The organism is Nocardiopsis deserti, from assembly GCF_008638355.1.
Lineage (GTDB): Bacteria > Actinomycetota > Actinomycetes > Streptosporangiales > Streptosporangiaceae > Nocardiopsis > Nocardiopsis alborubida.
Genome location: NZ_ML703348.1, coordinates 140801 through 153778, shown reverse-complemented (window position 1 = coordinate 153778; position 12978 = coordinate 140801). Strand labels below are relative to the sequence as shown.

Annotated in this window: 12 protein-coding genes; 2 read left to right on the top strand and 10 right to left on the bottom strand. The window is 72.1% G+C overall.

The genetic code is table 11. The annotated features are described in order from the left end of the window. Positions 1-135 precede the first annotated feature (135 nt). The 4 genes from FYW99_RS03530 to FYW99_RS03515 form a co-directional block, all read right to left on the bottom strand. Positions 136-1275 carry an amino acid ABC transporter permease gene (locus FYW99_RS03530; protein ID WP_150250185.1) on the bottom strand — a complete coding sequence of 380 codons (1140 nt, stop codon included), beginning with the start codon at positions 1273-1275 and terminating at the stop codon, positions 136-138. Next, the gene (locus tag FYW99_RS03525) at positions 1272-1946 is read right to left on the bottom strand and encodes an amino acid ABC transporter permease (RefSeq protein WP_150250183.1); all 675 of its coding nucleotides are present in this window, start codon (positions 1944-1946) and stop codon (positions 1272-1274) included. Before FYW99_RS03525 ends, FYW99_RS03530 begins: the two co-directional genes overlap by 4 nt. A 79-nt stretch (positions 1947-2025) precedes the next feature. Continuing rightward, positions 2026-2877 carry a glutamate ABC transporter substrate-binding protein gene (locus FYW99_RS03520; RefSeq protein WP_150250181.1) on the bottom strand — a complete coding sequence of 284 codons (852 nt, stop codon included), beginning with the start codon at positions 2875-2877 and terminating at the stop codon, positions 2026-2028. Between the two features lie 44 nt (positions 2878-2921). Further along, positions 2922-3665, bottom strand: a complete 744-nt coding sequence (locus tag FYW99_RS03515) for an amino acid ABC transporter ATP-binding protein (RefSeq protein ID WP_190394537.1) — start codon at positions 3663-3665, stop codon at positions 2922-2924. Between the two features lie 313 nt (positions 3666-3978). On the opposite strand from FYW99_RS03515, the gene miaB reads away from it, so the two are divergent. After that, a complete protein-coding gene (miaB, locus tag FYW99_RS03510; protein WP_223838739.1) occupies positions 3979-5445 on the top strand; it encodes a tRNA (N6-isopentenyl adenosine(37)-C2)-methylthiotransferase MiaB in 1467 nt (488 codons plus the stop codon). A gap of 106 nt (positions 5446-5551) precedes the next feature. On the opposite strand, the gene FYW99_RS03505 is transcribed toward miaB, so the two are convergent. The 3 genes from FYW99_RS03505 to miaA form a co-directional block, all read right to left on the bottom strand. Then, positions 5552-6817, bottom strand: coding sequence for a cytochrome P450 family protein (locus FYW99_RS03505; protein ID WP_150250178.1), 1266 nt, complete (start codon positions 6815-6817; stop codon positions 5552-5554). Positions 6818-6834: 17 nt separating this feature from the next. After that, the gene (locus tag FYW99_RS03500; protein WP_150250707.1) at positions 6835-7620 is read right to left on the bottom strand and encodes a TetR/AcrR family transcriptional regulator; all 786 of its coding nucleotides are present in this window, start codon (positions 7618-7620) and stop codon (positions 6835-6837) included. Positions 7621-7841: 221 nt separating this feature from the next. Then, on the bottom strand, positions 7842-8834 hold the full coding sequence (gene miaA / locus FYW99_RS03495; RefSeq protein ID WP_150250176.1) for a tRNA (adenosine(37)-N6)-dimethylallyltransferase MiaA: 993 nt from the start codon (positions 8832-8834) through the stop codon (positions 7842-7844). A 76-nt stretch (positions 8835-8910) separates the two neighbouring features. Here miaA and dapF point away from each other — a divergent pair, with 76 nt between their 5' ends. Continuing rightward, positions 8911-9735, top strand: a complete 825-nt coding sequence (gene dapF, locus FYW99_RS03490; RefSeq protein ID WP_150250174.1) for a diaminopimelate epimerase — start codon at positions 8911-8913, stop codon at positions 9733-9735. A 164-nt stretch (positions 9736-9899) separates the two neighbouring features. On the opposite strand, the gene FYW99_RS03485 is transcribed toward dapF, so the two are convergent. The 3 genes from FYW99_RS03485 to FYW99_RS03475 all read right to left on the bottom strand — a co-directional run bounded on the left by FYW99_RS03485 (position 9900) and on the right by FYW99_RS03475 (position 12956). Further along, complete coding sequence (locus FYW99_RS03485) at positions 9900-10982, bottom strand: CU044_5270 family protein (protein ID WP_150250173.1); 1083 nt, start codon at positions 10980-10982, stop codon at positions 9900-9902. Continuing rightward, the gene (locus FYW99_RS03480; protein WP_150250171.1) at positions 10949-11518 is read right to left on the bottom strand and encodes an RNA polymerase sigma factor; all 570 of its coding nucleotides are present in this window, start codon (positions 11516-11518) and stop codon (positions 10949-10951) included. Before FYW99_RS03480 ends, FYW99_RS03485 begins: the two co-directional genes overlap by 34 nt. Before the next feature lie 115 nt (positions 11519-11633). Continuing rightward, positions 11634-12956: a (Fe-S)-binding protein gene (locus FYW99_RS03475; RefSeq protein WP_150250169.1), complete on the bottom strand. Its 1323-nt coding sequence runs from the start codon at positions 12954-12956 to the stop codon at positions 11634-11636. Positions 12957-12978 lie beyond the last annotated feature (22 nt).

Below are 12978 nucleotides of genomic sequence, written 5' to 3'. Positions count from 1 at the left end.
GTTCGCCCGCTTGTGCAGTCCCGAAGGACCCTCAGCGCGGCGTCCCCGCGGCCGCGCTCCGAGGGCCGGGACGACGACGGCCCCGTACACGCCGCGGGGCGCGCACGGGGCCGTACCGACCGTGGGGAGGAGGGGTCAGCCCTTCCTGTCCCGCTTGCCGTCCGTGTCGTCGCCGTCGTCGGACTCCGCCGGGCGGGGCCCGTCCAGCGTGTCGGGAAGCGGCTCCTGCACGGTGGGCTCCACCGCCACGGTCCCCGCGGGGCCGTTGGCCTTCAGGCTGTCGCCGCCGGTGCCGCCGCCGGTGCCCGAGGGCCTGACCGGGACGTCCGCGCCGCCCACGGGCTTGGCGGAGGGCCTGCCGCGGCGGGCGTTGCGCCGCTCCAGCCAGATCGCGACCCGGCTCAGCGAGAGGTTGATGGCGATGTAGATGGCCGCGCAGATGATCGCGGCGGGGATCACGTTGCCCTCGCGCGTGGCCAGCAGGGTGAAGCTGCGCAGCATCTCGGGGAAGGCGATGATGTAGCCGAGCGCGGAGTCCTTGAGCAGGACCACGAGCTGCGCCACGATCGCGGGCATCATCGCGGTGATCGCCTGCGGGATGAGGATCATCCGCATGTTCTGGCCCCTGGTCATCCCGATGGCCTGCGCGGCCTCGGACTGGCCCTTGGGCACCGCGAGGATGCCCGCGCGGAAGACCTCCGCCAGCACGGAGCCGTTGTACAGGGTCAGGCCCGTGACGACGGCGGCCAGCGCGGAGACCTGGAAGGTGCCCGGGGGGATGTCGAACAGCTGGTAGGCCACGATGGGCAGCGCCATCGTGAAGAAGATCAGCATCAGCAGCGGGATGCCGCGGAAGAACTCCACGACGGCCCCGGCCGGGACGCGGATCCACCACTGGTCGGACAGGCGGCCGATGCCGAACACCAGACCGAAGACGATGGCCAGGACCGAGGCGGTCAGCGCCGCGGTCAGCGTGTTCTGCAGGCCCGGGAGGACGTAGTCGGTCCAGGTGGCGGGCCGCAGGAACGGCTCCCACTTGTCCGCCGTCCACTCGCCCGCGGGGTTGACCGCCCAGGTGGCCGGGTCGCCCAGCAGCCCCCAGGTGAGCGGGTTGAACAGGGAGAACCCGGTGTTGCGCAGGGTGCCGTTGAACCCCAGGTACAGGATCCCCAGGCCGATCACGGCCAGGAACACGGTGATGACCGTGTAGACGACGTTGCGCCTGCGGGCCTTGGGGCCGGGTGCGTCGAAGAGGACGGAGGTCTGCGCGCTCATCGGACCACCGCCACGCGCTTGGAGAGCCAGCCGAAGAAGTAGCCCGTCGGCAGGGTCAGGATCAGGAAGCCGATCGCGAAGCCGACGAAGGTCGGCAGGACCGGCGCGATGCCCTGGTCGAACATGAGCTTCATCTCCCTGGACGCCTCCTGAACGCCCAGCCCCGCGACGGAGGCGACGGTCGTGTTCTTGATCAGCGCGATGAGCACGCTGCCCAGCGGGCCGACGACGGTGCGCAGCGCCTGCGGGATGACGATCATCCGCAGGTTCTGGGTGAAGGTCAGGCCCAGCGAGCGGGCCGCCTCCACCTGGCCGAGGGGGATCGTGTTGATCCCCGCCCGCAGCGACTCCGAGACGAAGCAGGCGGTGTAGCCGGACAGGCCGATGACGGCCCACCAGAACACGTCCCACGCGACGGTGTCGGACAGGAACAGGCCCAGGGCGCTGTTCAGGCCCAGACCGCAGAAGAGCAGGACCAGGGTCAGGGGCGTGCTGCGGATGCCCTCGACGTAGGCGGTGGCCAGACCGCGCAGGAGCGGGACGGGGGAGACCCGCATGGCCGTGAGCAGGATGCCCAGGACGAAGGAGAAGAGGGCACTGAGGAGGGTGAGCCGGACGGTCCATGAGAAACCGTCGACAACCCTGTCGATATTGCTGAGAAAGGCTTCCATGGGTCCCAGCTGGTCAAGGGCCTCGCGGCGGGGCCGGAGCCGGCCCCGCCGCGAGGCGCACGGTCATAGGGAGGGGGACCTACTGGCAGGCGTCGACCTCGGGAGCGGCCTCCTCGTAGGCGAAGTCGGTCTCGCCGAAGGCGCTCTCCAGGGCCTCGGTCGTGTAGCCCTCATCCCACATCTTCTGGATGGCGGCGTTGACCTCCTCGCACCGCTCCGTGGAGCCGTCGGGCAGGCCCACGCCGTAGCGCTCCTCGCCGAAGGGGTTGTTGACCACGCGGTAGGTGCCGGGGTCCTGCGCGGCGAAGCCCGCGAGGATGGTGTTGTCGGTGGTCACCGCGTCGACGGCGCCGTTGCCCAGCAGCGACAGGCACTCGGAGTAGTTGCCCGCCTCCCGCAGCTCGGCGTCGATGCCCATGTCGTCGACGATGTTGTTGGCCGACCGGGAGCCGGAGGCCGAGCACAGGACCTTGCCCGCGAGGTCCTCGGGGCCCTGGATGTCCTCGTTGTCGGCCTGGACCAGGATGTCCTGCTGGGCGACGTAGTACGGACCGGCGAAGTCGACGACCTCGCGGCGCTCGTCGGTGATCGAGTAGGTGGCGATCACCATGTCGACGGTGCCCTGCTGGAGGAAGGACTCGCGGTTGGCGGAGGCGGCCTCGGTCCACTCGATCTGCTCGGGCTCGTAGCCGAGCTCGCCGGCGATGTAGGTGGCCACGTCCACGTCGAAGCCGACGGGGGCGTCGCCGTCCAGCAGGCCCAGGCCCGGCTGGTCGTACTTGACGCCGATGGTGATGGTCTCGCCGCCACCCTCGCCGCCGCCCTCCTCGCCACCGCTGCCGCCGCCGACGTCGGCGGTGCCGCAGGCGCTGAGGGCGAAGGCCAGGGCCGCGGTGCCGCCCAGGATGGTGCTGATGCGACGAACTCGCATGTGGGGTACCTCTTCCTTGCTTCGTGCGAAGAACGCGGGGGAACCTAGTGGGTCAGGATCTTGGACAGGAAGTCCTGGGCGCGCTCGGACCGGGGGTTGGTGAAGAACTCGTCGGGGGTGTTCTCCTCCACGATCTGTCCGTCGGCCATGAAGACGACCCGGTTGGCCGCGCGGCGCGCGAAGCCCATCTCGTGGGTGACCACGACCATCGTCATGCCCTCGGCGGCGAGGTCGGTCATGACGTCGAGGACCTCCTGGACCATCTCCGGGTCCAGGGCCGAGGTCGGCTCGTCGAAGAGGATCACCTTGGGGTTCATCGCCAGGGCGCGGGCGATCGCCACGCGCTGCTGCTGACCCCCGGAGAGCTGCGCCGGGTACTTGTTGGCCTGGTTGCCGATCTGGACGCGCTCCAGCAGCTCCATGCCGCGGGCGTCGGCCTCGGCCTTGTTCATGCGCAGGACCTTGGTGGGGCCCAGGGTCACGTTCTGGAGCACGGTCTTGTGGGCGAACAGGTTGAACGACTGGAAGACCATGCCCACGTCGCTGCGGAGCCGGGCCAGTCCGCGGCCCTCGGCGGGCAGCGGCTGTCCGTCCAGCGTGATGGTGCCGGCGTCGATCGTCTCCAGGCGGTTGATCGTGCGGCACAGCGTCGACTTGCCGGAACCGGAGGGCCCGATGACGACTACCACCTCGCCGGAGTTAACCGTCAGATCGATGTCGCGGAGCACGTGCAGGTCGCCGAAGTGCTTGTTGACGTTCTCCAGCACGACGAGAGGAGTTGAGGTCATGTTCGGAACCTAATGGGTCCATGTTGCCGTGTCATCACGAAATCGCCGCCCGTCTGCGGAGTAGCAGACTTGTTACGGCGTGATCGGCGAAACTGTTATGGGTTTGGACGGTTAAGTGGCCGTTTGTCGCTCCCTGTCGCGATTCCGTTCTTCAGCGTCTCACATCGGCCGCTCCCGGCCACGCTCCGCCTCCCCGTCCGCCACGGGGTCCGGGGGAAAGCCCCAGGTGGGGTCGTCGGGCCCGTGCGACGGTCTCCGCGCGGTGCGCGGCACCGGATAGCCTGGTTCCGTGAGCCAGAGTCGTACCTACCAAGTGCGGACCTACGGCTGCCAGATGAACGTCCACGACTCCGAGCGCCTCTCCGGTCTGCTGGAGGACGCTGGGTACGCGCGCGCAGCCGAGGACACCACCGCAGACATCGTCGTCTTCAACACCTGTGCGGTCCGGGAGAACGCCGACAACCGCCTGTACGGCAACCTCGGGCACCTGCGCCCGGTCAAGGACGCCAACCCGGGGATGCAGATCGCCGTCGGGGGGTGCCTGGCGCAGAAGGACCGCGGCGAGATCGTGCGCCGCGCGCCCTGGGTCGACGTCGTGTTCGGCACCCACAACATCGGCTCCCTGCCCGCCCTGCTGGAGCGCTCCCGCGTCCAGCGGGAGGCGCAGGTGGAGATCGCCGAGTCCCTGGAGCACTTCCCCTCCACGCTGCCCAGCCGCCGCGAGTCCGCGTACGCGGCGTGGGTGTCGGTCTCCGTCGGCTGCAACAACACCTGCACCTTCTGCATCGTGCCCGCACTGCGCGGCAAGGAGCAGGACCGCCGCCCCGGTGACGTGCTCGCCGAGGTGCGCGCCCTGGTTGACGAGGGCGTCAGCGAGATCACCCTGCTCGGCCAGAACGTCAACGCCTACGGCAGCGGCTTCGGCGACCGGCAGGCCTTCTCCAAGCTGCTGCGCGCCTGCGGCGAGGTCGAGGGGCTGGAGCGGGTGCGCTTCACCTCCCCGCACCCCCGCGACTTCACCGACGACGTCATCGAGGCCATGGCCGAGACCCCCAACGTCATGCCGCAGCTGCACATGCCGCTCCAGTCGGGGTCGAGCCGGGTCCTCAAGGCCATGCGCCGCTCCTACCGTCAGGAGCGCTTCCTCGGCATCGTGGAGAAGGTGCGCGCCGCGATGCCGCACGCCGCGATCACCACCGACATCATCGTGGGCTTCCCCGGCGAGACCGAGGAGGACTTCCAGGAGACGCTGCACGTGGTCCGCGAGGCGCGGTTCTCGATGGCGTTCACCTTCCAGTACTCCAAGCGCCCCGGGACCCCGGCCGCCACCATGGAGGACCAGGTCCCGCCGGAGGTGGTCAAGGACCGGTACCAGCGCCTGGTCGACCTCCAGGACCAGATCTCCTGGGAGGAGAACCAGAAGCTGGTCGGCCGCGAGGTCGAGCTGCTGGTCGCCGAGGGCGAGGGCAGGAAGGACGGCGAGCACCGCCGCCTGTCCGGCCGCGCCCCCGACAACCGCCTGGTGCACTTCGCGGTCGGTGACAGCGACGACCCGCGCCCCGGCGACACGGTGACCGTGGAGGTCACCTACGCCGCCCCGCACCACCTGGTGGCCGACTCCGGCGTGCGCGCCCTGCGGCGCACCCGTGCGGGCGACGCCTGGGCGGCCCGCAACGGCCAGCCGGTCCGGGAGAGCAAGCCGGAGGTGCTCCTGGGCATGCCCCGGATCGGGGTTCCGGCCGAGGAGCCCGCTCCGGCGGGCGGCTGCTGCGAGATCTGACCCCGCACCGACAGCGGTCGCGGCCCCCGGCACCTTCGTGCCGGGGGCCGCGGTCGTCTGGCTGCTCAGCCCTGCCCTCTGGGGGCCGCGGAAACCGGGTGGGGCCTCAGAGCCGGACGGGCAGGCTGTCCAACCGCATCGTGCCCGGGACCTTCCCGGGCAGGGGCTCGCGGCCGGGTACCAGGGACAGGCCGGGGTAGGCGGTCAGCAGGGACCCGACCGCCACCTCACCCTCCTGTCGGGCCAGGGCCGCGCCCAGGCAGTAGTGGATGCCGTGGCCGAACCCCACGTGCGCCTCGCCGGGCCTGCCCTGGTGGCGGGTGATGTCGAACCGGTGCGGGTCCGGGTGGACCCTCGGGTCGCGGTTGGCGCCCGCCAGGACCGCGATCGCCCGCTCGCCCGCGGCCAGGCGGCCGCACCTGAGCTCGACGTCCTCGGCCGCGTACCGGGCCTTGGCGATCACGGCGGTGCCCCCGTAGCGGAGCATCTCGTGCACGGCGGAGGGCAGCAGCCCGGGGTCCTGCCGGAGGCTCTCCCACTGGACCGGGTGGTCGAGCAGGGCCCGCACCCCGTTGCCCAGCACGTGCGCGGTGGTCTCGTGCCCGGCGATGACGAGGGTGAACACCAGGGTGATCAGCTCGCTCTCGCTCAGGCGCCCGCCGTCCTCGTCGCGCGCCCTGACCAGGGCGCCGAGCAGGTCCTCGCTCGGCCGGGACCGGCGTTCGGCGAGCATCCCCTCGATGTGGCCGATCATCTCGCCGAGCGCGTCGTTCATCAGCTCGGGCCGGGTGGGGTCGAACCTGGACAGCTGGTCGCTCCACGCCCGCCAGGTCTCGCGGTCCTCCTCCGGAACGCCGACCAGGTCGCAGATGACCGCGATCGGCAGCGGGTAGGAGAAGTGCGGCATGAGGTCCACGACCCCGTCCCCGTCTGCGAGGTCGGGCAGCCGTGCCAGCAGGTCGTCGGTGACGCGCTGGACCGCGGGCCGCAGCTCGTTGACCCGGCGCACGGTGAAGGTGCGCGAGACCAGCTTGCGCAGCCGCGTGTGGTCGCCGCCGTCCTTGTCCAGGAGGGACTCGGTCAGGTAGGTGATCAGGTCGGGGCGGATGCCCAGCCCCCTCAGCGCGTCGGAGCGGGTGGCGGAGGCCCGATCCCCCGACACGTTGGCGGGGTCCAGCACGAAGCGCCGGTCACTGAGGATGGTTCGCACGTCCTCGTCGTCGACGAAGAGGACGGCCTCCATCGTGTCCACGAAGAGGGCCGGTGCCGAGCCGCCCGCGGCCCGGACCCGGTCGATCACGGAGTGGGGGTCGGCGGTGAACTCGGGGGAGCGCAGGTCGATCAGGTCGTCGGACGGGGCTGCGGCTGTCATGGGCCCTCCTCTGGGGCTCAGGTGGAGCGTGTCGTCTGTTTCTGCCGGGTGATCTCCGCGTGCAGGCGTTCGTCCAGCGCGGAGAAGAGCGCCAGGGCCCTGTCCCGGGCCCGGCGGGTGTCCTCCGGGGAGGCGTCCCCCTCCAGGAGCAGTCGGATGCTCCTGGCCATGAGCTCGGCGCGCGTGCCGTGGTCGGGCACGTGCATGCCCTGTTCCTCCAGCACCGGGGGCGTGACCAGGTGGCCTATGACCAGGGAGTTGTAGGCGTACAGCTGCTCGTCGGGGGAGCGGTCGCCGTTGAGCAGGCCGTGCTCGCGCAGGATGTCCCAGTAGGTCTGCAGGGCCCTCTGCCGGTCCCGTACGGTGTCGCCGACCAGGGCGGCCGCGTCGCGGGAGAGGTTGCCCAGGGACTCGGTGCCGTTGGCGAACAGCGCGCGGATGGTCGGCGAGTCGAGGTGGAACAGGTAGAGCGCGCGGGCGACCTCGCTGGGCCGGACGTTCTCGGGCGAGGCGCGCATGGAGTCCAGGATCTGGCGCAGCACGTCGAGCTGCGCCCGCATGACCACCGTGAGGAGCAGCGCCTCCTTGGTGGAGAAGTGCAGGTAGACGGTCCCCTTGCCGATCCTGGCCCGCCGGGCGACGTCCTCGATGGTGATCTTGCGGTGTCCCCAGGCGACCATCAGCTCCTCCGCCGCGTCCAGGATGCGGTCGGCGCGCAGTTCGCGCTCGCTGGCGGTCGGGGGTGTGGATGGGGCCACGGTGTGCTCCTGCGAGTCGAGGGCGTGCGAGGTGCTGCTGACCACGCGTGTTGACGCCGATGACCATATCCGCACCTCCTCCCTCTGACTGTGTGACCAGATTTCAAAACCAGTCACACAGTCAAACTAGGTCACCCGGGAGGCCGGGGCAAGGGCTTTCGGGAGGGAAAACGGGAGCAGGTTGTGGAAGACGGACGGCCGGGCCCTTCGCGGGCCCGGCCGTCACGTGGAGGCGGGTGTTCGGCGGACGCGGACCCGCCGCGGGGTCACCGTGCGGAGCGGGGCACCCAGGTCGACACGTCCACCAGTGCCTCGCCCGGCTCGTCCGAGGTTCCCGACAGGGCCCGCTCCACCTGGGTCAGGGCGCGTTCCACCAGGTCGGGGGAGTCGTGGGGGAGCCAGCTCACCCGCGGGTCGCGCCGGAACCACGACTCCTGGCGGCGGGCGAACCGACGCGTGGCCTGGGCGGTGTCCGCCTTGGCCTCCTCCTCGGACAGCGTGCCGTCCAGCTGGGCGAGCGCCTGCGCGTAACCGAGCGCGCGCGAGGCGGTCCGGCCCTCGCGCAGCCCGAGCCTGTCCAGCTCGCGGACCTCCTCCAGCAGGCCCTGCTCCCACATGCGGTCCACGCGGGTGCCGATGCGCTCGTCCAGCTCGGCCCGGGGGGCGGTCAGGCCGATCTGCGTGCACGGGTAGAAGGAGGTGTGGTCCGGCAGGTTCGCCGTGAACGGCTCCCCGGTCAGCTCGATGACCTCCAGGGCGCGCACGATCCGCCGCCCGTTGCCCGGCAGGATGGCGCGGGCCGCCGCGGGGTCGGACTCGGCCAGGCGGGCGTGCAGGACGCCCGGGCCGACGTCGCCGAGCTCCGCCTCCAGGCGTGCGCGGACCGCGGGGTCGGTGCCGGGGAAGTTCAGGTGGTCCAGGACCGAACGCACGTACAGGCCCGAACCGCCGACCAGGACGGGGAGAACATCGCGGTCGGCACACTGCTCGACGCGGTCGCGCGCCATGTCCTGGTAGCTGGCGACGTCCGCGGGTTCGCTGACCTCCCACACGTCGAGCAGGTGGTGGGGCACCCCGCGTCTCTCGGCGTCGGTGAGCTTGGCGGTGCCGATGTCCATGCCGCGGTAGAGCTGCATGGAGTCGGCGTTGATCACCTCGCCCCGGCGCCCCGTGCGCTCCTCCAGCCGCAGGGCCACCTCGACGGCCAGGTCCGACTTGCCCACAGCGGTCGGGCCGACGACCGCGATCACCTTGATCATTGCTCCAGCGTAGTCAGCCCCGGGCCCTGCCGGACCGCCGAGCGGGGGACGGGGGAGGTGGTCGTCCGCGCCTAGGATGGTCGGCATGCGATTCGCCAAGGGCCACGGAACAGAGAACGACTTCGTGATCCTCCCCGATCCCGACGGGGAGCTCGACCTCACGGAGGAGGCCGTCCGCCTGCTGTGCGACCGTCGGGCCGGGATCGGTGGTGACGGCGTCCTGCGGGTGGTGCGCACGCGCGCCCTCGGGGAGGCCCTCGCCCCGGCCGCCCGCACGGCCGAGCGCTCCGAGTGGTTCATGGACTACCGCAACGCCGACGGGAGCGTCGCCGAGATGTGCGGCAACGGTGTGCGGGTGTTCGCCCGCTACCTGCTGCACGCGGGGCTCGTCGAGGGAGACCGCTTCGAGGTGGGCACCCGTGACGGAGCCAAGGAGGTCCAGGTGGACTCCGAGGGCGGCATCACCATAGACATGGGCCGCGTGGAGATGCAGGGGACCTCCTCCGCCAAGCTCGCCCGGCAGGTGGTGCACGGTGAGCAGATCTCCGTGGGCAACCCGCACCTGGCCTGCGAGGTGGCCGTGCCGGTCGTCGAGGTGGACCTGAGCGAGCTGCCGGTGCTGGACGTGGAGGCCTTCCCCTCCGGGGCGAACGTCGAGGTGTACCGCGAGGTGTCTCCGGGAGTGCTGGAGATGCGCGTGTACGAGCGGGGCTCCGGGGAGACCCGCTCCTGCGGGACCGGGATCGTCGCCGCCGCTGCCGCCGCCACCCCCCGTGGGGAGAGCGCGACCTGGAGGGTGCGGGTCCTCGGGGGCGAGTGCACCGTTTTCCTGGACGCGGACGGCGCGAGGCTGAGCGGCCCGGCCGTCATCGTGGCCGAGGGTGAGACGACCCTGGTGTAGCTCCCCGGCGGCGTGCGCGTCGGTGCGGGGCGGGCCGGCGCCCGGCCGGGGTTCGCGCGACGCCCCCCGGCCCCCGCGCACCGGGCCGCCCGGACCGGCTTCCCCGCCCCAGGGGGCGGAGCGCCGGTCCAGGCTCCCGGCCGGGCTCTGCCGGACGTCCCGCCTCAGCTCCCGGGACGCGCGCCGACCTCCTCCACCCAGCCGGACCAGACGAAGGACCGGTAGGACGTGGTCACCGGCAGCTCCAGTCCGTGCTGGGCCAGGGAGCCCTCACCGCCCGCCTCCTCCAGCACGGTGGCGTCGCGGTAGAGCAGGTCCCCGGTGTCGGGGGCGAAGAGGTAGCGGTAGCGCGTCACCTGGTCGGGCTCCGCGATCCGCACCTGGAAGAGTTCTCCCTCACGGGCCAGGGGGTCGCGCGTGCCCCCCGCGTACTCGACGCCGGGAAGCCCGGCCAGGACCTCCATGAGGGCCGCCTCCTCGGCCCCGTCCAGGGGGCGGTGGTCGTAGAGGTTGTTCAGGGCGTTGACGAGGGCGGCGTCGGTCGCGGGGTCCTCCCCGCTCCAGGCGACGAGGGCGTCGGCCATGGCCCCGGCCCCGGTGGGCAGCTCCTCGGGGAACAGCAGGACCGGATCCAGCCTCTCCTCCACGTCCTCGGCCTGCCGGTCGAGGAACTCCCGGTGCTCCTCCGCGTCGCCGGTGGTGTCCTCGGCCGCGCCCGGGGTGCTGACCGCGCGGGTGTCGCCCTCGGGGCCCTGCCACCGCTGCCACTGGTAGGGGATGAACCCCGCGCTGTGCAGGTCCTCGTCGCTGGGCTCCTCACCGGCGTAACTGGTGACGGAGAGCAGCTCCACTCCGGAGGAGGAGACGTAGGCGACGTCGCCCTCGCCCGGGGCGTCACCGCCGTCGCGGGCGGTCTCGGCCAGGGCGAGCAGCCGCTGCTCACCGGGTTCGGGGGTGGAGCCGACCACCTCCAGGGGGGTGGGCGGCGCGGCGTAGGCGGCGGGGACGCCGACGGGGTCCCCGGAACCGGTGCCGAGGACGAGCACGGCGGCGGTGGCGGCGGCCGTGAGGGCGGCGGCGCCGGCCAGGGCCGGGGGGCGGAGCCACAGGGGGCGGCGGGCAGGGGTGTCGTTCATCAGGGTGATGGCCTTCGTCCGTGCGTGCTGGCGGTCGGCGTGGCCGACCGTCTTCCCGGCGCGCGGGTCGGTGTCGTTCAGGAGCGTGCGAAGCGCGGTGACGTCGTCCACGAGGCGTCCTTCCTGTCCTCCGCGGGGTATGCGGTGTCGTCCATGAGCACCTGGAGGCGCTTGCGTGCACGGTGCAGCCGTCCGCGCGCGGTCACGGGTGAGCAGCCCACCACGCGCGCGGCCTCTCGGCTGCTCAGACCCTCCCAGGTCACGAGCATCACGAGCTCGCGGTCGGTGTCGGAGAGCCGGGCCAGGGCGCTCAGGGCCGTCTGGCGGCGGACGACCCGTTCGGCGTCGTCTTGGGAACCGCCCCAGACCTCCTCCGGGGGAGGGGGGACCTCACCGCGCTTCCTGACCTCGCGCAGCTTGGCGAGGGTGATGCGGCGGGCGCAGGCGTACAGCCAGGGCAGTTCCCGGCCCTCGGGCACCCCCGTCCGCCGCCGCCAGGCGACCGCGAAGGACTCCGAGGCCACGTCGTCGGCCAGGTCGGGGCCGACCCTGCGGCGGGCGTAGTCGTACACCGCGTCGTAGTACCGCTCGAACAGCGTGTTGAACGCCGTGTGGTCGGGTGGATCGCCGTCGTTGTCGCGCACCATCGGCAGCTCCTCTCTCTCACCCCCTGTGTCGCCGGAGCGGCCGTTGTTCGGGGGGAGGACGGGAAAACTGCCGGAACGTACGTGGTGTGCGTCACAGGGGCGGGGCCGGGGCGGCTCAGCGACGTCCCAGCAGCTGCGCGACGGTCAACCCTCGCAGCGAGGCGTCCAGCACCCGGGCGGTGTGGGTCACCGCGACCGGGGAACCCGCGCGTTCCATGGCGGACGCTATCTGGAGCGAGCACCCGGGGTTTCCCGACACCAGGACGTCGGCGCCGGTGGAGGCCACGTCCCGCCCCTTGCGGTCGCCGAGTTCCCGGGCGGCCTCGGGCTTGAGCAGGTTGTACACCCCCGCCGAGCCGCAGCAGATCTCGCTGTTGGGCAGGTCGGACACGCGCAGTCCCGGGATGTCCGCGAGCAGGGCGCGGGGCGGCCGGGTGACGCCCTGGCCGTGGGAGAGGTGGCACGCGTCGTGGTAGGCCACGTGCAGGGGGAGGGGGTGGCGCTCCGCGCGCGGCCCCAGCTCCACCAGGAACTCGGTGAGGTCCGCGACCCGCTCGGACAGGGCGCGCCCCCGCCGCACCCAGGCCCGGTCCGCGCCCGCCTCGGCCAGGGTGCGGTCGAAGTGCTTCATGCTGGACCCGCACCCGGCCGAGTTGACCACGATCCGGTCCACCCGCTCGCGTTCGAACACCTCGACCAGGCTCCGGGCGAGGTCGGCCGACTCCTCCATGCGCCCGGCGTGCCCGGACAGGGCCCCGCAGCAGCCCTGGGCGCGGGGGATCACCACGTCGCAGCCCTCCAGGGCCAGCACCCGCGCGGTCGCGGTGTTGACCTCGGGGAAGAATGCCCCCTGCACGCAGCCCACCAGCATGCCCACCCGGGCCCGCGCCCGGCCCACGGCGGGCACCAGCTCCGGCAGTGCGGGAGGCGGAGACGACAGCGGCGGCGAGATCCGCTCCATGGTGGCCAGGGCGGGGGAGACCCGCTCCAGCAGCCCCGTGCGCCGCACCAGCGAGGAGACGCCGCTGGCCTGGTAGGCGCGCAGCGGTCCGCGCAGCAGCCCCAGCCTGCGCCGGTACGGGAACAGCGCGAAGATCGCCCCGCGCAGCGCCCGCTCGCCCACGGGCCGCTCGTGCTCCTTCTCCACCCGGTGCCGGGTGGTGTCGATGAGGGCGTCGTAGGCCACCCCCGACGGGCAGGCGGACACGCACGCCAGGCAGCCCAGGCAGTTGTCGAAGTGCCCGACCGCGGTCTCGGTCAGCACGTCCTCGGTGTGCGTCTGCGCCATCAGGTGGATCCGTCCGCGCGGCGAGTCCATCTCCTGGCCCCACAGCACGTTCGTGGGACAGGTGGGCAGGCAGAAACCGCAGTGGACGCAGTCGTTGAGCAGGTCGGAGAACAGCCGGTCGCGCTCGTCCGCGGTCGATGGGTCGGTCACGGGCCCTCCCAGGGTGTTCGCA

What these genes read in the sequence shown, in the direction of transcription:
- FYW99_RS03525 (WP_150250183.1), bottom strand. Translation starts at nt 1,946, where the DNA reads ATGGAAGCCTTTCTCAGCAATATCGACAGGGTTGTCGACGGTTTCTCA.
- miaA (WP_150250176.1), bottom strand. Translation starts at nt 8,834, where the DNA reads ATGATCAAGGTGATCGCGGTCGTCGGCCCGACCGCTGTGGGCAAGTCG.
- FYW99_RS03515 (WP_190394537.1), bottom strand. Translation starts at nt 3,665, where the DNA reads ATGACCTCAACTCCTCTCGTCGTGCTGGAGAACGTCAACAAGCACTTC.
- FYW99_RS03480 (WP_150250171.1), bottom strand. Translation starts at nt 11,518, where the DNA reads ATGGTGCGCGACAACGACGGCGATCCACCCGACCACACGGCGTTCAAC.
- dapF (WP_150250174.1), top strand. Translation starts at nt 8,911, where the DNA reads ATGGTCGGCATGCGATTCGCCAAGGGCCACGGAACAGAGAACGACTTC.
- FYW99_RS03505 (WP_150250178.1), bottom strand. Translation starts at nt 6,817, where the DNA reads ATGACAGCCGCAGCCCCGTCCGACGACCTGATCGACCTGCGCTCCCCC.
- FYW99_RS03520 (WP_150250181.1), bottom strand. Translation starts at nt 2,877, where the DNA reads ATGCGAGTTCGTCGCATCAGCACCATCCTGGGCGGCACCGCGGCCCTG.
- FYW99_RS03530 (WP_150250185.1), bottom strand. Translation starts at nt 1,275, where the DNA reads ATGAGCGCGCAGACCTCCGTCCTCTTCGACGCACCCGGCCCCAAGGCC.